The sequence below is a fragment of the Candidatus Dependentiae bacterium genome (assembly GCA_016191325.1).
Lineage (GTDB): Bacteria > Babelota > Babeliae > Babelales > JACPOV01 > JACPOV01.
In genome coordinates, this window is the sequence record JACPOV010000008.1 from 996,468 (window position 1) to 1,018,518 (window position 22,051).

The following is a 22,051-nucleotide window of genomic DNA, read 5'->3' on the forward strand; positions in this document are numbered from 1 at the left end:
TATATACAAATAACTATACAGGAGTCTAAACATGAAAAAAATTAAATTCATTTTTGCCATCTTTTATGTAAGCAGCTCAGTACTATGTATGGAGCCAATTAACGAAGAAACTTTAAAAAAAGAAGCAAAAAAAGTTTTATGCGAAACTAATGTGGCCACCATCATCGGAGCAACTACTATACAAGGCGTTAAAAAAGCAAAAAGAAAGTTACTACTCAAGTGGCACCCAGATAAAATAGCGCAATCACTCGGTAAAAAATTTGATGATCCCTCACTTCAAGATCTATTAAAAATTACAAATGCTGCCTATAAACAAATAAATAATGCCATCGATTATTTCCTTGATAGATACGAAAATAACAATCTCGCCGCCAAATTCACCGCTTTTCGAGATGAAGGCATTGATGGGAATGCAGAAGGATTTAAAGCGCTCGGATTCGATTCGGATTGCACAGGAAAGCCTTTTAAGAGCATCCCCCCAAACCAACCTGCTTTGGATCTTTCTAAAGAAGCACTGGCAAGAGCTCAACAGCTAATTAATTATGCCAGAAAAGAAACGAACATTAAAAGTGCCATCCCCCTGTATAATCGGGCAATTGAAGAACTCATAAAGTATCTGCCTGATAATGGGAGTACATTGATGGAAACCTATATTGAAATACTTTTACGCTATGATAAAGATCTACCTTTAGATAATAATTACTTTCAAACAGCAAAGGATGCTGAAATAGTAACAACTAAATTAGCGCCTAATCAAGCCAAAATACCTAATTTTAATAAACTATTAATGGAGCTTGAATTTTTCATTAATCTCGGTAGCGCCAATAAAGTTCTAGTGGACGCGACAAAGCAATCTCCAAATCTAAAGGAGGCAGAGTTTAGAAAGGCAATTATCATGTTGGAGAATGCAAGTATAAAAAGGCCAGTATATTATTCTATTGAACGTCTTGATGAAAAAATGCTTTTCGCTTATGCAAAGCTAATTGATAGCCAAAAATCCAATCCCAAATACGCGATGGAGTTGGTTCAGAAAGCATTACGCGAGATGAGTACAACATATTATCATTCTGATACGCGCAGTAGTAGTTATAAATTTTTTGAACAAACTGTCCAAGACGTTACAGAATTAGCAGCTCAAGAAAAATATCGTCGAGACAAAATAACAACTCTCATTTCAGATACAAAAAAACGATTAGTTAATTTGAAAGATCTGCCTATTGATTCCATAATTGTTCTTTATGAAGGTGTCCTGGGTGATTTAAAAGATTATTTGCCAGAAACGGCAGCGCTTCTTCTGGAAACTTATACGATAGTTTTGATGAAATTCAATACTGAGCAATTACTTAATAATCCACAATATTCGCAATTCGCACGAGAAGCTAGAGAACAACTTAAAGATCTAACCAAACTAAAAGCCCAGATACCAAATTTTGACGATCTTGCTGGCAGCTTAGAGCTTTATCTTGCAATTCAGGCAGCAAATGATGAAATAACTCACACTGCAAAAGTTCCAACATCGCGTGAAAAAAGCTCACGATATTCTTTTGCTCTTGCAGGGTTAATGAATATCAAAAAACCAATGCTCAAAGGTGATCGCATTATCCTTAACAATGTAATCATGAAACTGTATCAACTTTTGGTAGAAACCCACAAAACTGAGCCGGATATTCTAGATGAAACAGTGCAAAAAGCACTAAATTTTATCGCTATAAGAAAAGATGACATTGATACTGCAAGCATAGAATATCGGACTTTAATTAAAACGATAAAAGACGCGCAAGTAGTAAATCTGCCTGAAAAACCAGTAACAAATTCATTGAAGGAAGCGCTTGAAAATCTTGCTTTAATGTTATTGAATCTCGAAGCAAAATTACCGTAGTGCACAAAAGCATTTAATAAAGTTTCTCATGCAGCGCTCGCCCTGAGTGAACGCGCTTCGCGTTGGTATCGAAGGGTAAAAAATATCATAAATAGGTATCGCCAAACTCCTGCCGCACTTTTTGCACTAATTCTTTTACTTTTTCCACTTCAGAGCGTTTAATAATAACGATTGCATCATCAGTTTCCACAACGCACAAATCATCTACGCCAACAAGCCCAATAATCTTTTTGGTTCCAGAAACTAAATTATTTTGCGAATCAATCGAAACTATTCGTTGCATTTCGGTCGCCGAGCTAAGAAGTAGAAATGTTTCCATATTACCTACATCAGACCAACCAAATTGAACGGGAGCTACAAAAACATTTTTGCTTTTTTCCAATACCGCATGGTCGATCGAAATATTTGGGCATTTTGCATAAGCGGCTTCATCACCATTAAATGCTGCGTACACGCAATCGTAAACTGCCGGTGCATAGTTCTTAAACGCATCAATAAATGATCGAGCCGTTCCACAAAAAATACCAATATTCCAAAGCATATATTGATTGCGCAAATAACTATGCGCGGTATCTTTATTCGGTTTTTCATGAAAACGTTGAACTGGATAAATTGCAGGATTATTGCGCGATCCGGGTACATATTCGATATACCCATAGCCAGTTGCCGGGTGCGTTGGATGTAAACCAAGAAGCGTTATGCCAGGATTTTTCAATGCAAATGCTGCCGCATCTGCTAAATGCTCGCGTAGCATATGAGGATCGGCAATATAATGATCTGCTGGTACAAAAACCAATACAGCATCTGGATCTCTTGCAGCGATTTGTAAACACGTGAGCAAAATAGCGGGGCCTGTATTTCGCGAAATCGGCTCAGCAACAATCGTGCCAACTTTTTCGCGAGCAGTTTGATTCACCGCATTAAGTTGCTGCTTTGTGGTTACAATCATAAGTCGCTCACGAGAAATGAGCGGCGCTAAGCGATCGATTGTTTCATCTAAAAGTGAGCTTCCATTGCTCGCAAACGGTAATAACTGCTTTGGGCGATGCTCTCGGCTCAACGGCCACAACCGCTCCCCTTTGCCGCCAGCAAGAATGATCCCATAAATTGATGCCATCATTTCACCTTTGCTGTACATAAGCGGAGCGTTTAAAGAGACGATCATAAAAAAGAGAAAGAAATTTTTTAGCCGCTTCGGCCATAATATTGATCGATAATTTTGATTTTCCGTGCAATCGGCTTTGGGCGTGTATAGGAACTTCATCAATTTTTAACCCTGCTTTTTTAAAATAATAAATCGATTCCATGCAGAAAGAAAATCCACGCGAATCAAGATTTTCAAAAATATTCGGGTCGAGCGCGGCAACGCGATAAAGGCGAAATGCACCTGTACAATCAAAAGGCATACCAAGCCCCTTTGCTATGAGCCAGCGCCAAAAAAGGGTAAACGGCAGGCGAATTTTGCCCCAGCCGCTCATCTTTCCGCCAGAGGTATAACGGGAGCCTATGACGATATCTGCATCGTTCTTTTTTAAAAGAAGAAGTGGGATATATTTCGGATCGTGCGTAAAGTCTGCGTCCATAGTAATGAGATACTGATAATCTTTTTGGCGAGCATAGCGAAACGCTTCAATATGCGCAGTGCCCAAACCCAACTTACGCGATCGATGCATAACACGAACCGCGCTATCGTGCGCAGCAATCTTGGCAAGCACATCCCCAGTGCCATCGGGCGAATTATCATCGATAAAATAAAAATCTATTGGCAGGTTGAGATTTTTTATTTCTTGGTAGAGTTTTTGAACATTTTCGCGTTCGTTATAGGTAGGAACCGCGACGACGATTGAATTTTTTGATGTCATTGAGCTATCCATAAATTAGAAAGTGCTTGCTGATTATATTCACTTTTATTAAAAAGCTTATATAAAACAAGTATGCCAAATGATGCAAAAATAGTCAGCATCGGTTCGATAAGAAGCCGGTATCGCGCGCATCCATCGTGGCCTGTAACAAAAATAAAATAGCCGCAAAACGCCAGGAAAAATAACGCCAACCAGTACGCCCTTCTTTTTACAAGTACCGTAAGCCCGGCAATAATTAAAGCATAGCGAATAAAATTAAAAATAAACTCGGCCCATCCTATAACGATAACTATTCCATTCGTGGCGCCTCGAGCAATATAATTATTTAACTTTTCTATACCAGAGCCGTTGGCCGAAGATAATGAAGTGGGCGTACCCTTCAATTGCGGATTGAGGAGCAATTTTAACTGCGAAGTAAATAATCCACCAACTGTTTTGAGCATGCTCTCGCCCCAAAGCCGCATAACAAGAAACGGCTTTTTTCTCAGAAAATTAAAAAATTCTTGTTGCGCAGCTGCCCATCTTTTCGGGCTTGTTCGTTTATAGTGGCCGAACGTTGCATCAATTTCTTGATATGCCTGTTCGATCGTTATGCTTTGATCAGCACTTTTAAGCTTTGCTAAAAAATAGTAATAGATATTTTCTTGCATTGTCGGCGCAATTTGCGCAACGCCATACGTATAATAGTTATACGCAAGCAAAAGCGCCATCGGGATCCAAATATAAAAATTGATCATCCCAAAATATGAACGGTTTACCCGCGCTTGGGTAGGCAAAAATTTTAGCAACACCATAAAAATCGGTATAAAAAAAAGTGGCGTAGGCTTAATGATCAAACATAGGCCGAACGCACTGCTTGAGATCACCAACGATCGATATGATCCATTTACTAGAAATGAGATCAAGCGCTCAAAAAAAAGTATGAGTAAAAAAGTAGCTATCGTTTCGGTTAAAATAAATTGTGCAAGAACTAAAAATCCGATATTTATGCACCCTAAAAAAAACGCAATTCGGCCCGCAAACGCACCAAAAAGCTGCGCAGATGCGGACCAAATTAAAAAACAAATTCCCAGCGTTAAAAGAACCTGTAATAAAATTATGAGTTGATAATGCGCACCGAAAATCGCATAAATCGCTCCCATAATAAGCGGATAACCAATAACTTGAACTGGTATATCCGTGCGACCCGGATCTTTTAACTGATAATTCTGCGCAAAATTTATCGCAATACGTTCATAACCGTATGAATCTAGATCAAAATGCTGATCTTTTTGCGGCGCTGCAAGCCAAAGAATGCTTGAAAGAAAAATAACAGTCGCCGCTCCTACTAGTGCAATTATTTTATCCGCAGAAAGTACTCCGTTCATCTGAGCTCTTTAGTTCCGCCACCTGCACACGCTAGTTGATCAATTACGAGCGTAATATGCGCAACGTTATAAAGCCGCTCAAGAGAGATCGGTGCATTAAATATTGGCTCTTTAAGCGCACCAAAGAATTGATTAATTAATTCTTCATGCCCTTTATCGGGAGAATTGGTCGTTTCATTAAATGAACGTGGCAATCCGTACCCAACAAGCGTTTTATAATCATCCATCACAATAGATTTTGAATCATAAAAGAGTTCCATACGCTCTTTACCAAGGCCACTATGCCCGAGCGCTGTATACATGAGCGTACAAACAGATCCATCAGCAAAACCGATTTGTGATGAAAAGTTATCGGTCGGAAAGAGATCGTCATTTGATGGCTTAATCGATTCAACAGAAACAGATACTGGCTGCGAATCGGTCAGATAACAAAAGAGATCAAAGATGTGGCACGCTTCGCCAATAATTCTTCCTGCACCAACTTCGGTTTGCACCCAATGATCTTTTGGGATAAATCCTGCATTCATACGATAGTGAATTAGTAATGGTGAAGTACGCTGTTTTATTGTGCGTTTAATTTTCTGCACAAACGGCGCAAATGAACGATTATAGTCCACCGTAAACGGCGCTGCACTATTTTTTTTCAGAAAATCGTATAAACGGTCAAGTTGATCAAAATCGGTAACCATCGGTTTTTCTAAAAATACCGCTTTGCCTCGCTCGAGCGCCGAAAGCGCTTGATCGCAATGATATTTGTGTGGCGACGCAATCACCACAGCATCAACCGCATCTTGCTCAAAAAGGGAACAATCTTTGGTGAACGGTCCGCACTTTGCATCATAAATTTTCGATGTGGTTATTCCGTTTGCAGTATTGGGATCAACGACCGCGTTAATATTTACATTTTTAATGCGCGCAATAAGAGGCATTAATTTTATTTTTGCAAAGCCTCCAGCGCCAATTACACCCACACGAATATTATCTTTTATTGCGGGAATAAATTTAATTTCTCTCGTTTCTTGGGCACTATTTTCTTTTTCTTGATAAGCAATTTGCGAAATCAGATCTTGATCTGAATGATTAAAATCTATCACAACGCCAAGCGCTTTTTTCTCGCGTAAAAGAGCGTATCCTTTTTGCGCATCATCAACGGCAAGCGATGCGCTAATAAGCGGATCGATCTGTAAGCTACCTTGCTCGATGAGCGATACGAATGCTTGCATGTTTCGATTTTCAGTCCAACGAACATAGGCGTATGGATAATCGACGCCATCTTTTTCATATGATGCATCGTATCTTCCAGGGCCATATGAACAAGAAATCAGAAAATCGATCTCTTTTTGATAAAGTGGTGCACGTTCAAGCGCAAGCCCAACATCACCAACAACAATTACTTTTCCTTTTTTGCGCGTTATTTCCATCGCTTGCTGAACAAGCGCATTACTACTGCTCGCCGCAGCAATAATCGTGCTATCAACTCCTTGGTGAGCCGTCAGAGCATTCAATTCGGTTTGTAGCGATTGCTCAGCGCTATTAAATACATAATCTGCACCAAGTTTTTTTGCTAAATCTAAGCGATCCGGCATTAAATCTACACCAATAACAGTACATCCAGAGTTTTTGAGCAATTGAACTGTTAGTTGTCCTAAAAGGCCAAGCCCAATAACTGCGACAACATCACCAAGTTGAGGCTGCGCACGGCGAACACCTTGCAATGCAATTGCACCAAGCGTTGTATAACTTGCTTGCTTAAGAAATGATTTATCAGAAACTTTTACTACTAAATTTTCTGGCACGCAGACAACATCAGCATGGTTTGCAAGGCCAGCTCCTGCGCATGCCACGTAATCTCCTGAACGGAATTTCGTAATTTTTTTTCCAACCGCTATCACCGTTCCTGAACACGAATAGCCGAGTGCTTGTAAATTACCAGCAAACCGCTCACGAATCAGGGCTTTCGTTCCTTGCACGCCATTAGTTGCGATCGATTGCAGAACTTTTGCAACTTTCATAGGAATATTTGAAAGAAGCATGTTTTGAGGAGATGCATTTGCTATTGTTGCATTCTCAGTGCCGGGGCTTATGCATGAATAATGCACTTGAATCATAATCAGGTGATCATCTAAAACCGGTTCGCATACTTCTTTGATTGTGATCAACCCTTTTTCTAAAAATACCTGTCTCATAGGCCATCCTTTCCGTACATGCGATAGAACGCGTTGCTTGCAGGCCAATACATTTGTTCCTGACCTTGCTCTTTGTGCGGTTCATAAAATAACCCACACGTATCGAGCACGATTTTGGATGCGAGCGTTTCTTTATCGATCGATTTAAAAATTCGATGCTTTACTAAGCAAATTACTATATCAGCTTCTCCTAATCCCTGAGCAAGCGTTACCACTTGTGCATCAATCAATTTCGTAATTGCTGATGGAGAAATATGTGGCTCACAAATCATTAATTCTGATTGCTCTTTTGCAAGTTCTTGCGCTATATGAACCGCAGGCGATTCGCGCATATCATCAATATCCGGTTTATAAGAAAGCCCCAGAATCAATATTTTGCAAGATCGTTGATGCATTGCTTTCCAGCGTGCGATTTCTCGCTTAACTTGATGAACAACCGCCTCAGGCTTTTGATCGTTAACTTCGCGCGCCATTTTTAAGAGCCCTGTATGCTCAGGAAATGTTTCGATTAAGAACCACGGATCAACCGCAATGCAGTGGCCACCAACTCCGCACGATGGATTAAGAATCGAAACACGCGGATGTTTATTTGCAAGTTCAATTACCTCAAATGGATTAAGGTTCATCGAATAGGCCATTCCAGCAACTTGATTTGCAAAAGCGATTTGCACATCGCGTGAGCTATTCTCTACTAATTTTACCATTTCTGCGGTCGCTGCATTAGTTAAATAAAGCGGCCCGACTACAAATTTTTTATAAAATTGTTTTGAAGTTTCGATCGATTCAGGATTAATGCCGCCGATGATGCGCGCATTGGAAACGAGTTCTCTAAAAATATTTCCGGGCAAAACTCGTTCCGGGCAATGCGACACAAAAAAATCGACGCCCGCTTGCAAACCCGATTGTTGGCCAAGCAAACGAGCTAAACGATCTGTCGTTCCAACTGGAACGGTAGATTCTAAAATTACGGTATCGCCCTTTTTGAGCACGGAAGCAATATTAGATCCCGCACTCCAAACATAATTTACGTCGGCAGTTTTATCTTCATGAAATGGAGTCGGCACTGCAATAACAAAACAATCAGCTTGTTCTATAGTAGTAGTCGCACGGAATAAACCGGTTTTTAGCGCAGCTGCCAATTTTTCAAAAATTTCTGGCTCTTCAATTACTGGATCTGCTTTATTAATTCTATCAACACGCTGCGCATCAATATCAAACCCGACAACCTGAAATCCAGCCTGCGCTGCAACTATAGACGTTGGCAATCCAATATAGCCAAGGCCCACAACACATATTTTTTTCATTATCTTCCTCTTAAATCTGAGTATGCCCAAGTACCTGCATTGATTGATGCTTTCCACTCTGGGGAGCAAAGTTCTGGAAGGCTGCTACCATTTTTTCCGCTGCATGCCCGTCGCCATAAATAGTTTGCATGACCGATGAGCTTTGTGTTTGGGAAATCATTTTTTTTATGGCTGCAAAAACATTTTCGTGCTCAGTACCAACGAGCGTGGCAAGCCCGGCCCAAACCGCTTCCATTCTTTCAGTTTCTTCTCGTAGAATGAGAACTTTTTTGCCCAAACTTACCGCTTCTTCGCAAATGCCTCCCGAATCGGTCGCCACCCAATCTACATTTAATAAAAGATAAACTAAATTTTTGTACGAAAGGGGTTTACATAAATAAACGTTATTTATATTCTCTATCCCCTCCTGCTCGATCGCTTTCAATACGTTCGGATTGGGGTGATAAGGATAGAAAAATAATATGTCGGGATTTTCGAGCGCTGCTTTTTTCATCGCACGCAAAATATTTGCGATGCCTCCATTAAACGATTCTCTGCGATGCGCTGTAACAAGTACCAATTGACGATAGTTAATATTTTTCTGTTGGACGCGCATTTTTAATTGCTCTTCAACTTCAATCTCGCCATTAATAATTTTTTCTTTAAGCATAAGCAGTGCATCGACAACGGTATTACCCGTATGAATAACGGCACGGCGCTCAACTCGCTCAGCGAGTAAATTTCCCACCGCTAAAGAAGTAGGTGCAAAATGGAGCGCGCAAACTGTACTAATAATTCGTCTATTTAATTCTTCAGGATAGGGGGCATAAATCGTGGAAGTGCGCAATCCCGCCTCCACATGCGCCACAGGAATATGGCAATAGAAAGCTGCCAGCGAGGCGGCCATCGCGGTCGTCGTATCGCCCATAACAACAACCCACGAAGGTTGGATTTTTTCAAACACAGGTTTTATTTTTTCCAGCGTTTCGGTCGTGATATGAAAAAGATCCTGACCCGGCTTCATGATCGAGAGTTCAATATCTGGCTTCACCTGAAAAATATCAAAAACTTCTTGCAGCAAATCGGTGTGTTGATTTGTGGCGCAAAGAATGACCGGCATCAGCGCTTTTTTTAATTGAAAATAAAGAGGAATCATCTTGATTCCCTCCGGCCGAGTGCCGATAACCAACAGAATAGGATTCATACTTTCTCTCTTAAAAAATCATTCCTTCATCGTTGATCAAGATAACAAATACAGATATGTTGGCAAGTTTGATGCCTACCGGGTAAAACTATGCACCTCTTGCTTGATCATTTTTGGCAGAATATCCGAAAAGTACTTTTTTTGCCTTTGTAAACTCTGCACTTTTTTGCAAATTCGGGCTAAGCTTAAATAAAAAATTTCTTCTATTGCCAAAAAGGTACCTATGTCAATCGTTGCAGCAAAAAAGGTTTTTAAAAAAGTCTTAAATAATGGGTTAACAATTTTGGTTCGCCCAAACCAGCTGATTCCAAAAGTATCTCTGCAAATGTGGTACAACGTTGGCTCGAAAGACGAGAAAACGGGTCAAAAAGGGATAGCGCATTTAATTGAACATATGATTTTCAAGGGAACCAAAAAGCTTTCAGAATCTGATATCAATTTAATCGTTAATAAACTTTCAGGATCTTGCAACGCATTCACATCGTACGATTACACCGGTTATCTTTTTGATATGCCTTCGCAGCATTGGCATGAAGCGCTCCCGATTATGGAAGATTGCATGGTAAATTGTACCTTCCGCCAAGAGTTTTTAAATTCTGAAATGAAAGCAGTTATCCAAGAACTGAAAATGTACAAAGATAATTATCCTTCAACGATTGTTGAAGCGCTGATTTCTGCCATTTTTTACGATCATCCGTATCATTTTCCTATTATCGGCTTCAAACAAGATTTATGGAATATGAAGCGTGATGCGTTAGTTAATTTTTATAAAACACATTATGTAACTAATAACGCAACGCTCGTGGTTACCGGTGATGTTTCTGCGGACGATGTATTTGAACGTTCTGAGTCTATTTTTGGCGATTTAAAACCAAATCCAGATTATAAAAAAGAAGAGTTTTATCACCATCTTGATTTAATGACGCAATCAATAACGCTTTATCGAGATGTGCAACAACCAATAGTGATGCTCGCCTTCGTTGTTCCCGGCGCAAAAGCACAATTAGATTATCCACTTGATGTGCTCGCGTGGATTTTAGGATCTGGAAAAAGTTCTCGCCTTGCGCACAAACTTATCGATGATCTGCAATTAGTAACTGAGCTAGACACCTTCACTTATGATCTTTTTGATTATGGCGTGTTTTTTATTTACTTCCAGCCAAAAAAAGTGACAGATATCGATCTAATTACGCGTATCATTCATGATGAAATTAGTTCGATCGTTACCCATGGTTTAAATACGCGAGAATTGCAGCGCGCAATCAAAAAAACTCATATGGAGTATTTAAGCGTGCTCGAATCGAATCAAAAACAGGCGTACGTGATTGGCCAATCGTATTTAGCGACGGGAAACGAACAATTCCTCTTTAATTATTTGGACTATCCAACAGAACAATTAAATGAAGTTATAAAAAATATTGCGAGTAATTTTATTCGCCCTTCGCTCATGCATAAAGGCACAATTTTGCCGATTGTTGAGCAAGATAAAGATATGTGGCTGATGGTGCAAAAAGAATCTGATGCAGAAGATGCACGCGTGCTTAAAGACGTTGTGCGCGATGTACCGGTTGAAGCCGGATCGCATGTGCATAATGTGCCTATTGCGCCAACAAAATCGTTTAATTTCCCACGGCCAGAACGATTGCAACTTGCAAATGGCCTAACAGTGCTTTATTACCATAATCCAAATACGCCAACTATCGACGGATTATTAATGCTTAAAGCAAAAAGCTATTACGATCCAGCAGGAATGGAAGGCCTGTATGCATTCATGACCGGATTACTCGATGAAGGAACAAAAACACATCCGGGTAGCGAATTTAGTGAAGCGGTGGAATCGTATGGAATGAGCTTAAGTTGCTCGCCAGGTTACATTGCGCTCAACATGCTCAGCGCAGATCTTGAGCAAGGACTCGGGTTTATTACAGAGATGATGTCTGAATCTTCATTTGATGAGGATGCAATAGAAAAAGTTCGTGAACAACTCGTTTCAGATGTGAAAGATTATTGGGATAGCCCTTCAGAGTTTACGGTGCAATTAGCACGCGAAGAAATATATAAGAATCATCCCTATAGCAAACGGTATATGGGCGATATTCCAACGCTAGAGAAGATTAAAAAAGATGATCTCATTCGCGCATACAAACAATTTGCAACCCCAAACGAAGCAACGCTTGTGCTTGTTGGTGATCTAGAATCATATAATATTAAAACGGTGCTTGAAAAAACGATCGCCAAATGGCAAGGTGCGCCTGCAAGTTCAATAGCTTTCCCTACGCTGCACAGCGTGAAGCCTCGTGAAATTGTTTATCAAATCAATCGTGATCAAATTGTGCTGGGATTTGCGGGATTATCGGTCGCGCGCAGTAACCCAGATTTTGATAAGATTTTACTTTTTGATCAAATATTTACTGGCGGCGTACTTGGCTCGATGAGTTCGCGACTCTTCCAGTTGCGCGAACAATCGGGGCTCTTTTATACTATCGGCGGTTCATTATTGCATCATGCTGATGAACAACCTGGCATGGTATTTGTCAAAACGATCGTTTCGCTCGATCGCGTTGACGAAGCGCAGCAAGCAATCCTGGAAACCATCGACCATGCTACCGATCAAATTGAAGATAGCGAACTGGAACAAGCTCAAAACGGGCTTATTAATTCCATGGTTGATAATTTTGAATCGAATCGACAAATTGCAGCGACATTTGCACTTCTTGAACGTTATAAATTGCCCGCCGATTATTTTGATAAACGGCCTGGCCAGTTATTAAGTGTTAACAAAGAAGATATTTGCACTGCGACTCGAAAAGTATTGAGCAGCGAAAAATTAGTGCGCCTTAAAGTTGGAAGAATTTAAAAACATGCAAAAAATCATGAGAACTTTTTTTTCAATAGTATTTTGCACAGCATTTTTATCCACAACACACCTATATTCAGCAATGCTTGGAAATTTTTTACCTACGAAGATCTCTAAACAAGATCAAATTTATTTGAAGAATAAAACAGATCGGTGGATTGTTTATCAGATAATTTCTGATTTCAACGTAGTAAAACAATTTGACCCGTTTACTTACTCACCTCTAGTAACTGAATGCTCTACCATCATCCTAGAAGGTGCGCTTAAGTCAAAATCCTCCGTAACAGAACCTACATTCGATAGGCCTTTTTTTTGGACGCAAGAAACGGATGGCAAACATATAATAATTCGCCCTTATTGGGGCGACAATACCTCAATAAACGCCAAATTAATGAGCTATAATTGTGAAACTCGAGAGTATACATGCGAGCATGAGATAACGCGTAACCTATATGAAAAAACCGGGACCTTTATCTTTTATCTTGCAAAAAATAACAGACTAAAATTTGTTACTGCAAAAGATAATCAATGGAACGATTGAAAAAGGGCTTGTTATTTTAGAGTAAAAGAATAGTAAAGTATTAAAAGAAGAGTTTTATGAAGCAAAAATTTATTTTTTTATTTTTTCTCGCGATGCATTCATTTTTTTGTAATGCAATTCAAATTCCTACTATTTATAAAAAACAATTATCAAACGGCCTTACCGTTTTAGTACGCCCTGTAGAAACGCGGCAAAAAGTATCAATTCAACTTTGGTATAATATTGGTTCAAAAGATGAAGATTTAAGTGAAAAGGGGCTGGCTCATTTTATTGAGCACATGATTTTTAAAGGAACCGAGAGAATGTCTGAATCAGATATTCCTGCCGCCACGCAACTCCTTTCTGGAAACGTCAATGCGCTTACGACGTACGACTCAACACGTTTCCTTTTTAATCTGCCGCCCGCTTATTGGAAAGAAGCGCTTCCGATTATTGCTGATTGCATGAGAAATTGCACGTTTAAAGAAGATCTTTTGAATGCAGAATTAAAAACGGTCATTCAAGAAATGAAAATGTATCACGATAATTATAAACGTATGCTCCAACAAAAATTAGTTGGCGCAATTTTTCCGGATCATCCATATCATTATCCGATCATTGGCTACAAACATGATCTTTGGAATTTGAATCGCGAACAATTATTAAATTTTTATCATGAGCATTATTTACCGAATAATGCTGCACTTATTATTGTCGGCAATGTAAATCCTGATGAAGTTTTTGAACTCGTACAAGAATCGTTTGGCTTAATAGAATCTAATCTTAACTATAAAAAGCGAAGCACATTTTCAACATCAGATTTGAGCGCTCAAACAGTTACTCTTTATCGTGATGTAAAAACAGCGTATGCAGTGCTCGCTTGGGTTATTCCTGGATTTACTAAAAAAATGCACTCTACCATTTCTATTCTGCATAGCGCGCTAACGGGCGGTAAAATGAGTCGCCTCTATCATCTTCTTGTAGATGATCTGCAACTAGCAACTTCTTTGGGTAGCTATTCTTGGGGATTATATGATCACGATCTTTTCATGATCGCATTCGAGCCAAAACGAGCTGAAGATATTCCAGCCATTGTTGAACACGTTCAGAACGAACTGGCCCTTATTGCCCAAAATGGTTTAAGCAGCGATGAGCTTGCAAGAATTTGCAAACAATATAGAACAGAAAGATACGATACGCTTGAAGATAATTATGAACAAGCAACATTGCTCGGGCAAGCATATTTGGGTTTGAAAGATGAACACTATCCTTTTATCGATCATTGGAAAGATCATGATGCGCTCAATCTGCAAGCGAAAGAATTAGCTCGAAACATTTTGCGCCCTTCTCTCATGCACATGGGAACACTTTTACCCATTAATGCGAGCGATCAAGAATATTGGGCAGAATTGCAAAAAAATTCAGATCAAGAGGACACCGCAATCTTAGAAGGAAAAATAAGAGAAACCGAAGTGGAACCGGTTAAATACGCAGCGAATCTTATCCTCAGTTCACTTGACGCAGTTGATTATCCACAGCCTAAAACATTTAAACTAAGCAATGGCCTTTCGGTATTTTATTATCACAATGCATCGATACCAAAGATCTCTGCCGCCATCCAATTAAAAGCCAATCACCTTTATGATTCTGAAACACTTCCAGGGCTCTATTCTATTTTGAGCCTCATGCTTACAGAAGGCGGCACTAAAAAGCGAACTGCCGATGAGATTGGCGCTCTTTTGGAAACGAACGCAATAGGTTTGAATTTTGCTCCGGGCGCGGTTGCGTTAAATGCTTTAAAAGAAGATTTCAGTACGGCGCTTGAGCTATGCGCAGAAATTCTCAGTGAGCCAAATTTCGATGCGCAAGCACTTGAAAAAATACGCGATTGGGCGCTTCAGGATTATAAACATTTTATACAAAATCCTAATGCTGCTGCTGCACAAAAAGTTAAAGAAGTTATTTTTGCGCACCATCCAAAGAGCAAAAATGGCATCGGAACTCCTGAATCTATTGCAAAAATTATGCGCGATGATCTTTTTGCGTTCCATCAAAAATATATTTCGCCCGAAGATGCTGCAATTGCAATCGTAGGAGATCTTGAAGGAGTAGATCTTCGCGAATTGCTTGAGAAAAATTTTGGAACGTGGCGCGGCCCTAAAGTGGATGATCTTCCAGTTCCTGCACTTTCTCCTATTGAATCACAATTATTATCAGAGTTTATGCAGCGAGATCAAACGGTACTTTGCTTTGCCGGTTTATCTGTAAATCGCCAGCATCAAGATTATGAAAAGCTTCTTCTTTTTGATCAATTATTTGGAAACGGGCTTGGATCAAAATTATTTGAATTGCGAGAAAAAACCGGAGCCTTTTATACAATTAGAGGGTCTACTCTTTCTGGCTCAGGAAAATATCCAGGAATGTTCTTTATTACTACTATTGTTTCCAATGATCGTTTAGCCCAAGCGGAGCAATTAATTCGAAATGCAATAGATAATTCTGTCGATTCAATAAGCAACGCAGAAATTGAAATGGCAAAGCAGAAAGTACTCATAAGCCCCGATGATTTTTATTCCACTAACGACTCAATGGCAAATACTTTCTTATTTCTTAATGAATATGAATTACCATGGGACTATTTTACCAAGCGAACTGAAAAAATTAATGCAATAACCCTGGATGAAGTTAAAACTGCTGTAAAAAAAGTTTTAAGAACCGATGCTATGGTTACCATTAAGGTGGGACGCGTAAGCTAATTTGTACTTTTTAGCATCAGCTTATAATTCATATATTCCCCAAGATAATGGGGCTAAAATAGCCTTTTTGTCACATTTTTTTTAAAGTTTGTTATAATGAATAATTACTGGGCTAAACAATCTGAATTTAATGCGCAGATTGGTCATTTTTTATACGAACTTTGACCCCATCGTTAGATACCGCGACAAGATCCTCGTTTAAATTGGCAGTTTCTGATCAAACTAGCCATTGATTCCTGGATTGAGGGAAAATGAGTCGCAAATTAGATTGAATTTGTGCTCTTTTTAGGAAAATGAATGGCAAAAGTACTAATTTTTACAAGTCATGGTGGCGGCGGCCATATATCGGCTTCAAATGCAATTATCGAATACTTAAAAGATGAGCACCAAGCATATTCCGTCGCTCTCTTTCGCGATGTATTGCCCCCGATGGATCCGTTCCGAATAATGACTTTTAATACTATGGATTGCGAAGAGGCGTATAATTTTTTCTTGCGCCGAAAATGGTCTCGCGCTATTAACTTACTATGTCTTTCCGGTCTCTGGTCGATTCCATTTGTTAAATGGAAAGTAAAAAAATTACTTATTCCGTTTCTACAAAAAGAAAACCCTGATCTTATTATATCGGTAATTCCAATTGTAAATGGGGTTCTTAACGAAGTCGCACGTTCCATGAATATTCCTTTTTTAATAATTCCGACAGATTTGGATACTTCGACGTTTATTCATAATGTTCACCCAAAAACAAATGATAAATTCTTTGTGGGGCTTCCGTTTAACGATCCAGCCATTTGGAAGATAGCGGACAAAGCATGCGTTTATAAAAACCAAATAGATGTCAGCGGATTTCCGCTTCGCCCGTCTTTTTTTGAACCAAAGAATATAGAAGCGCTTAAAGAGGAATTCCATCTTCCGAAAAACAAACCGATCATCTTTCTTTTAATGGGCGCCGTCGGGTCTGAAGCACTTTATCGGTATGTTCAAGAATTAAAAGAAATCAAAACACCCTTTCATCTCATTGTTTGCTTAGGAAGAAACGAAGAGCTGCGGATGCGTATTAATGAAATTCCGTTGCCGCCGCATGTTACTCTTTCACTTATTGGGTTTACTGAGCGCATAGCAGATCTTATGGCAGTCTCAGATCTGTGTATTACCAAAGCCGGATCGGTAAGCGTAGCCGAATCTATTTATATGAATAAACCAACATTGCTTGATTGCACCGCTAAGAGTTTAATGTGGGAAGATTTCAATATTCATTTTATTAGGGAACATAAATTTGGTTTATCACTATGCAAACTGAAAAATCTTAAAAGTGTTGTTTCAGACTTCTTGGCGCACCCAAGCAAAGCAAAAGAGATCGAAAAAAATTTAGCAAACTTTCCAAAACAAAACTTTTCGCGTACGATAACTGACGTCGTTAATAAAATGTTAAGTTTCAATAAATAAATTTGTTGTTTATTATGAACGATCTCATTGGTTTTAGTGTTTCATTTCCTGATCAAGAAACGGCGCATCAAGCTGCATATGTGTTGCTCGAAAAAAAACTTATCGCACGCGCTCACATATGTCCGCACGAGAGCATTTATTCTTGGGAAGGGAAAATAAACCATGATCAAGAATATACGTTATCAGCAAAGACAGAAAAATCTCTTGTAAGCGAAATTGAGCAAGAGATAAAAACTGTGCACCCAAACAAAATCCCAGGCATTTACTATTTTCCAATCGAAGCAGAACACAATTATGCCCAATGGACTATCGATTCGCTCAAAAAAAATTCCCGCGAATAACATTCTTCTTAACGCTCACCAAATTGCATCATTTCAAAAAACGATTTGGGACTATTTTAATGAGCAAGGGCGATCATTCTCGTGGCGACAAACAAAAAATCCTTATCATATAGTTGTTTCTGAAGTAATGCTGCAGCAAACGCAAACATTTCGCGTCGCCCCAAAATACGAACAATTCATACTCGCTTTTCCTGATTTTCAGACGCTTGCGACGACACCATTTTCAGAAGTTTTACGCTTTTGGAAAGGGCTTGGTTATAATCGGCGCGCGCTCAATTTACAAAAACTTGCCCTAGAAGTTATGCATAAATTCGGCGGAATTTTGCCAAATAATCCTGAAATTGTAGACGAATTTCCTGGAATCGGGCCGGCAACAGCATCTTCAATTTGCGCTTTTGCCTTTAATGAACCCACCGTTTTTATTGAAACAAATATTCGTGCCGTTTATATTCATTTTTTCTTTCAAGGCAGAGATAATGTTCACGATAATGAGATTCGGCCGCTGGTTGACCTTACCCTGGATAAAGAAAATCCTCGTTTATGGTATTACGCGCTCATGGATTATGGAGTGATGCTCAAAAAAACGTATCCCAATCCTAGTCGTAAAAGCGCACACCACACGACGCAAAGTAAATTTGAAGGTTCAGATAGGCAAATTCGCGGAATGATTTTACAAGCACTTCTAGAATCGCCTAAACTTTCTTTTGATCAGCTAGCGTCGATACTAGATCGCGAATCAAGCCGTATAGAAAAAATACTGTATGAGCTGTGTAAAGAAAAACTCATCGAAAATAATTCAAATCTTTTCTCTCTGCCCGGCAGGGTATGAAAAATTATAAGGAGCAAGTTTTATGAAGATTGCCAAACTATATTTGATAAGTATTCTCGCGCTTAATAATGGACTTAGTTTCTCTATGGATGGAAAGACGGAGCTCCTAGCAAATCAATCGGATAACACAAACGCAGATAGTGCATCAAACATCTTGAATGAAGCCAGCATGCCAGAGGAACTTGCGAAACATTGCAGGGCGTGGATTGCAGAAAACAAGGAGTTGCTAGAAGAAGTAATCCCATTGAGAGAGTCGATCAGTTTAAAGCCAATCGATATTATTTCAGCTCATTCAAAATTCACTACTAAACTTGCAAATCATGGCAATGCAAGCACGTGGAATGCGGCCTTACCTATAGAATTTGACGGAAAAAAATATTTTGTTAAATTCGCGGGGCCAGTAAATCTTGCCTATACAAACTTGCACTCGCAAAAAGACAGCCAAGGGAATTACTACGGCTGGCATCAACTTCCTGATTTTCCAACGGACTTAAAACCCGTAAGAACGTATCAAACAATTAGTCAAGCAGCACATTCTGCGATTCTTAATCGAGCTATAGAACAAAATCACATTCAAGATAAATTTTTCGTCCCAAAAACATGGCTTGTTAGATTTAGAGGAAATAAAAGCGATTTACCGTCGGATGAAAATTGCTTCATTATCCAAGAAGCCGCTTTAGATTTCGAACCGGTGCGCGATAGAAACACAAAAACTATAAGTCCCCGATTGCAAAGCATTTCTAAAGAAACTTTTGCAGCAGCCATTATAGCTATTAAAGGCGGAACACTTTGGGATATTGGTAGTAATTTGCAAGTTCACAAACAAGCCGATCAATTTGCCCAAACCGATCTTGAACAACCAAATAATGAAAACGCCGAAAACTTTTTCCAAAAAAATGAAGCAAAGCGCCAGCACAACGTGATTACAGGTCTTGAAGGGTTTGCATTTTTGTGCCGCGATGCTTTGAAAGAAGGAATCGTTGTAAAAACACAATGCGAATATTTTAAAGAATTACTTCTGAAAGATCCTGAGTTTGGAAACAATGACCAGCTCAGAAAAGCAGTAAATTATTAGTTATATAAAATTGTCTGTAGAAAATAGGGAGACAGGTTTCTCTGTCTCCCTATTTTTATTTTTTCCTCAATACTTTAAATTGAGCAACTGTCATGGGTGCTCATTTAGTTGTGATTGCAAAATGGTAAACCCGTTTTTTTTATCGATGTGCTCAAGCTCTGCTTGATCGGAATCAATTAGCCCCTTAATAGCGGTTATTTCATCAAGCGTTGCATATCTGATGCAGAATCCCTCTTTAACATTGGAATCGGTAAGGTTGCCATAGAGATAGGGACTTGCGGTATTCTTATGAATTAATCGAGCAATGCTACCAATAGGATTAATTTCATGTTCAATCAAGCTACGCACATATGCATATTTAGGTGAGGAATCGCTCAAGGAGTACTCATTTTTTTTGATGAGATATGGGGAGACAGCTTTGTAAGCCACAATACGTTCAAGAAATGGTTTAATATCTCTAGCCGATTCAATTTTTATCATGCCAGAAGCTAAAATTTCTCCTTTGCCCTCTTTTTCCATGCCGAAATTTGTATGTGATAAAAAAACACAAAACGAAAAATATAAATATTTGAACTTGAACATAAAATCCTTTTATCGCTCATTATTAGAAAATGTTATCTGCGTTCAGGTAATTATATATTAAGCAGCACAATCGACAATAAAAAACCCGCCTCCATGTGATTTCTCACACAAAAGCAAATTAATTAAAAAATGATATTTTTCTATTTAAATTTGGAGTAATTGGGATCTGACGGCATGCCTTCAAACATCGCCTTTAAGCATGCAAGCGCCTCATACACTTTTTCTATTTCATCGCTTGTCGCAAAACGCATGGTAAGCGCTGCGCTCTCTAATTTCGTATTAACAAGTATGCACTGCGAACTGTAACCGTTCTTTTTTAAAAGTCTATGGATCATAAATCCTAGTTCATGCGGTTGAGTTTTCGAGAAATTACTATCATGCCACAAAAAATAATCGTAACCTACAAGACCATAGTGCTCTGGGTTATCATCTATGTTATATGAATAGCTACTTGCCAAAAAATTCGACGTTGTTTCAAATGCTACCATTTCTCCTGCAAAAGGTTTCACATCTTCCCATGCTTTCACTGGGCACATCTTTGCAAAATTCTTTTGCTTTTCTTCCATACAAAAAGAATATGAACTCGTTAAAAGAAAGCATGTAAATAAATAATTATAATTTTGCTTCAAGATAAGATTTTCCGTTTTTTTTCGGGAATTCATTTCCCGGGCTGGTAGAATTTCACACTTCCTGAAAAAATCTTTAGTGCATTATGACATGCTTTGATAAAAGAGAAATATAATGCATAAAATTGATCCGCAAGCGTACGTTTTTTTGAGCACGTTTACTTTTTCAAACATAAATGCGAATCTTTCCCTAGAATAAACAACGAATAACTGCTCCGTCTCTGGAACTTTTACAACACAATTTGCAATACCCATATCTTTCTCGATACAATGCATAGCAAATGAAAATGTCGCCAAGGATATAGCATAAGATATTAGAGGATTCGTTACATCAATATAATCAATAAATTTTGCCTCTAAGACTAAAAATTGATTAAAAAAAAGGAAAGGAAATAATGCAAAAATTAATCTTAGTTTTTTCATAATATGTCTCGCGAAATTTTATAAATTAAATAGCCTGCTGTGCCGCCTGCTGAAACGACAAGTGAAATGAGTGATTTTGATACCGTTGGATTCTTCATTGCCTCTAGTACTTTAAGCCCAATAAATGCTCCACCTAATATTGCAGCAGTCTTTCCAGGCGCTTCAGAGATTCTTAATAGATCTTTCTCAGCTTGTTCTTTTTTTTCTTGTTGTTTTCTAATTGCTTCAGAAATTTCATTTTCTCTCGCTTTATGTGCTGCGATATCTTCGTCTACTTGTTTTTGAAATTCCGATTCAGTGATTCCCAATAGTGGTATTATTGGCTCAGTTTTATTAGCAAGAAGATAATTTTGTGAAATCAAAACAAAAACAAATGGTGCAAAAAATAATTTCCATATTTTTTTCATTGTACTCCTAAAAAATTGATCTGCTTAGTTTACAGGCGTTATTTTTAGAAGCAATAAAAAACCCGCTCTCATGTGATTTCTCACACAAAAGCGGGTTAATTTTTATATCGAATTTTAACGACTAAAAATCAGCAGCGCAGTATGGAATTAACGACATTACGCGTGATTTTTTAATCATTGTTGAAAGCTCGCGCTGATGGCGTGCGCAGGTGCCTGAAATACGTGAAGGCAAAATTTTGCCACGTTCAGTCAGGAAGCTACGCAAAAGCGGCGAGTTCTTGTAATCAAGCATCGATGCTTGTTCATCACTACCGCAGAAACGGCAATGTTTTCTTGGAACAAACGAAAGACGACGCGCTTTTTTTCTCAATAGTCGGGAGCTAATTTTTAATTTAGCCATTTTTCTTT

The 22,051-nt window shown here is 38.8% G+C and carries 17 protein-coding genes; 7 read left to right on the plus strand and 10 right to left on the minus strand.

Annotated elements, in window-relative coordinates; translation table 11 throughout:
* The first annotated feature begins 31 nt into the window (after positions 1 to 31).
* Positions 32 to 1,879 carry a hypothetical protein gene (locus HYX58_05365; protein ID MBI2775408.1) on the plus strand — a complete coding sequence of 616 codons (1,848 nt, stop codon included), beginning with the start codon at positions 32 to 34 and terminating at the stop codon, positions 1,877 to 1,879.
* 85 nt (positions 1,880 to 1,964) lie between these two features.
* Here the strand turns inward: HYX58_05365 and HYX58_05370 are convergent, their stop codons facing one another.
* Genes HYX58_05370 through wecB form a run of 6 tightly spaced genes read right to left on the minus strand, consistent with a single transcriptional unit; the run spans position 1,965 to position 9,781 of the window.
* Positions 1,965 to 2,999 carry a mannose-1-phosphate guanylyltransferase gene (locus HYX58_05370; GenBank protein ID MBI2775409.1) on the minus strand — a complete coding sequence of 345 codons (1,035 nt, stop codon included), beginning with the start codon at positions 2,997 to 2,999 and terminating at the stop codon, positions 1,965 to 1,967.
* A 1-nt stretch (position 3,000) separates the two neighbouring features.
* Positions 3,001 to 3,741 carry a polyprenol monophosphomannose synthase gene (locus tag HYX58_05375; protein ID MBI2775410.1) on the minus strand — a complete coding sequence of 247 codons (741 nt, stop codon included), beginning with the start codon at positions 3,739 to 3,741 and terminating at the stop codon, positions 3,001 to 3,003.
* On the minus strand, positions 3,738 to 5,108 hold the full coding sequence (locus tag HYX58_05380; GenBank protein ID MBI2775411.1) for a hypothetical protein: 1,371 nt from the start codon (positions 5,106 to 5,108) through the stop codon (positions 3,738 to 3,740). The genes HYX58_05375 and HYX58_05380 overlap by 4 nt, the downstream gene beginning before the upstream one ends.
* A complete protein-coding gene (locus HYX58_05385; protein MBI2775412.1) occupies positions 5,105 to 7,294 on the minus strand; it encodes a bi-domain-containing oxidoreductase in 2,190 nt (729 codons plus the stop codon). Before HYX58_05385 ends, HYX58_05380 begins: the two co-directional genes overlap by 4 nt.
* Complete coding sequence (locus HYX58_05390; GenBank protein ID MBI2775413.1) at positions 7,291 to 8,601, minus strand: nucleotide sugar dehydrogenase; 1,311 nt, start codon at positions 8,599 to 8,601, stop codon at positions 7,291 to 7,293. The genes HYX58_05385 and HYX58_05390 overlap by 4 nt, the downstream gene beginning before the upstream one ends.
* 7 nt (positions 8,602 to 8,608) lie before the next feature.
* A complete protein-coding gene (gene wecB / locus HYX58_05395) occupies positions 8,609 to 9,781 on the minus strand; it encodes a UDP-N-acetylglucosamine 2-epimerase (non-hydrolyzing) (protein ID MBI2775414.1) in 1,173 nt (390 codons plus the stop codon).
* Positions 9,782 to 10,004: 223 nt separating this feature from the next.
* Here wecB and HYX58_05400 point away from each other — a divergent pair, with 223 nt between their 5' ends.
* From HYX58_05400 to HYX58_05425, 6 genes are all read left to right on the plus strand, one after another.
* Entirely contained in the window at positions 10,005 to 12,638 is a 2,634-nt protein-coding gene (locus HYX58_05400) for an insulinase family protein (protein ID MBI2775415.1), read from the plus strand.
* Between the two features lie 597 nt (positions 12,639 to 13,235).
* Positions 13,236 to 15,914 (plus strand): insulinase family protein, encoded by a 2,679-nt coding sequence (locus HYX58_05405; GenBank protein ID MBI2775416.1) that lies wholly within the window; start codon positions 13,236 to 13,238, stop codon positions 15,912 to 15,914.
* A gap of 297 nt (positions 15,915 to 16,211) precedes the next feature.
* A complete protein-coding gene (locus HYX58_05410; protein ID MBI2775417.1) occupies positions 16,212 to 17,360 on the plus strand; it encodes a hypothetical protein in 1,149 nt (382 codons plus the stop codon).
* A 14-nt stretch (positions 17,361 to 17,374) separates the two neighbouring features.
* Entirely contained in the window at positions 17,375 to 17,701 is a 327-nt protein-coding gene (locus HYX58_05415) for a divalent-cation tolerance protein CutA (protein MBI2775418.1), read from the plus strand.
* The gene (locus HYX58_05420) at positions 17,655 to 18,530 is read left to right on the plus strand and encodes an A/G-specific adenine glycosylase (GenBank protein ID MBI2775419.1); all 876 of its coding nucleotides are present in this window, start codon (positions 17,655 to 17,657) and stop codon (positions 18,528 to 18,530) included. Before HYX58_05415 ends, HYX58_05420 begins: the two co-directional genes overlap by 47 nt.
* Before the next feature lie 22 nt (positions 18,531 to 18,552).
* Positions 18,553 to 19,605, plus strand: coding sequence for a hypothetical protein (locus HYX58_05425; GenBank protein ID MBI2775420.1), 1,053 nt, complete (start codon positions 18,553 to 18,555; stop codon positions 19,603 to 19,605).
* 90 nt (positions 19,606 to 19,695) lie between these two features.
* On the opposite strand, the gene HYX58_05430 is transcribed toward HYX58_05425, so the two are convergent.
* The 4 genes from HYX58_05430 to HYX58_05445 all read right to left on the minus strand — a co-directional run bounded on the left by HYX58_05430 (position 19,696) and on the right by HYX58_05445 (position 22,043).
* Entirely contained in the window at positions 19,696 to 20,187 is a 492-nt protein-coding gene (locus tag HYX58_05430; protein MBI2775421.1) for a hypothetical protein, read from the minus strand.
* 140 nt (positions 20,188 to 20,327) lie between these two features.
* Positions 20,328 to 20,816: a hypothetical protein gene (locus tag HYX58_05435; protein MBI2775422.1), complete on the minus strand. Its 489-nt coding sequence runs from the start codon at positions 20,814 to 20,816 to the stop codon at positions 20,328 to 20,330.
* Between the two features lie 416 nt (positions 20,817 to 21,232).
* Positions 21,233 to 21,643, minus strand: coding sequence for a hypothetical protein (locus HYX58_05440; protein ID MBI2775423.1), 411 nt, complete (start codon positions 21,641 to 21,643; stop codon positions 21,233 to 21,235).
* A 121-nt stretch (positions 21,644 to 21,764) separates the two neighbouring features.
* Positions 21,765 to 22,043 carry a 30S ribosomal protein S18 gene (locus tag HYX58_05445; protein ID MBI2775424.1) on the minus strand — a complete coding sequence of 93 codons (279 nt, stop codon included), beginning with the start codon at positions 22,041 to 22,043 and terminating at the stop codon, positions 21,765 to 21,767.
* Positions 22,044 to 22,051 lie beyond the last annotated feature (8 nt).

Excerpts from the sequence above, each read along its gene's own strand:
- HYX58_05365 (MBI2775408.1), top strand. The coding sequence starts at position 32 with ATGAAAAAAATTAAATTCATTTTTGCCATCTTTTATGTAAGCAGCTCA.
- HYX58_05370 (MBI2775409.1), bottom strand. The coding sequence starts at position 2,999 with ATGATGGCATCAATTTATGGGATCATTCTTGCTGGCGGCAAAGGGGAG.
- HYX58_05375 (MBI2775410.1), bottom strand. The coding sequence starts at position 3,741 with ATGACATCAAAAAATTCAATCGTCGTCGCGGTTCCTACCTATAACGAA.
- HYX58_05380 (MBI2775411.1), bottom strand. The coding sequence starts at position 5,108 with ATGAACGGAGTACTTTCTGCGGATAAAATAATTGCACTAGTAGGAGCG.
- HYX58_05385 (MBI2775412.1), bottom strand. The coding sequence starts at position 7,294 with ATGAGACAGGTATTTTTAGAAAAAGGGTTGATCACAATCAAAGAAGTA.
- wecB (MBI2775414.1), bottom strand. The coding sequence starts at position 9,781 with ATGAATCCTATTCTGTTGGTTATCGGCACTCGGCCGGAGGGAATCAAG.
- HYX58_05400 (MBI2775415.1), top strand. The coding sequence starts at position 10,005 with ATGTCAATCGTTGCAGCAAAAAAGGTTTTTAAAAAAGTCTTAAATAAT.
- HYX58_05405 (MBI2775416.1), top strand. The coding sequence starts at position 13,236 with ATGAAGCAAAAATTTATTTTTTTATTTTTTCTCGCGATGCATTCATTT.
- HYX58_05410 (MBI2775417.1), top strand. The coding sequence starts at position 16,212 with ATGGCAAAAGTACTAATTTTTACAAGTCATGGTGGCGGCGGCCATATA.
- HYX58_05415 (MBI2775418.1), top strand. The coding sequence starts at position 17,375 with ATGAACGATCTCATTGGTTTTAGTGTTTCATTTCCTGATCAAGAAACG.
- HYX58_05420 (MBI2775419.1), top strand. The coding sequence starts at position 17,655 with ATGCCCAATGGACTATCGATTCGCTCAAAAAAAATTCCCGCGAATAAC.
- HYX58_05425 (MBI2775420.1), top strand. The coding sequence starts at position 18,553 with ATGAAGATTGCCAAACTATATTTGATAAGTATTCTCGCGCTTAATAAT.
- HYX58_05430 (MBI2775421.1), bottom strand. The coding sequence starts at position 20,187 with ATGTTCAAGTTCAAATATTTATATTTTTCGTTTTGTGTTTTTTTATCA.
- HYX58_05440 (MBI2775423.1), bottom strand. The coding sequence starts at position 21,643 with ATGAAAAAAATATGGAAATTATTTTTTGCACCATTTGTTTTTGTTTTG.
- HYX58_05445 (MBI2775424.1), bottom strand. The coding sequence starts at position 22,043 with ATGGCTAAATTAAAAATTAGCTCCCGACTATTGAGAAAAAAAGCGCGT.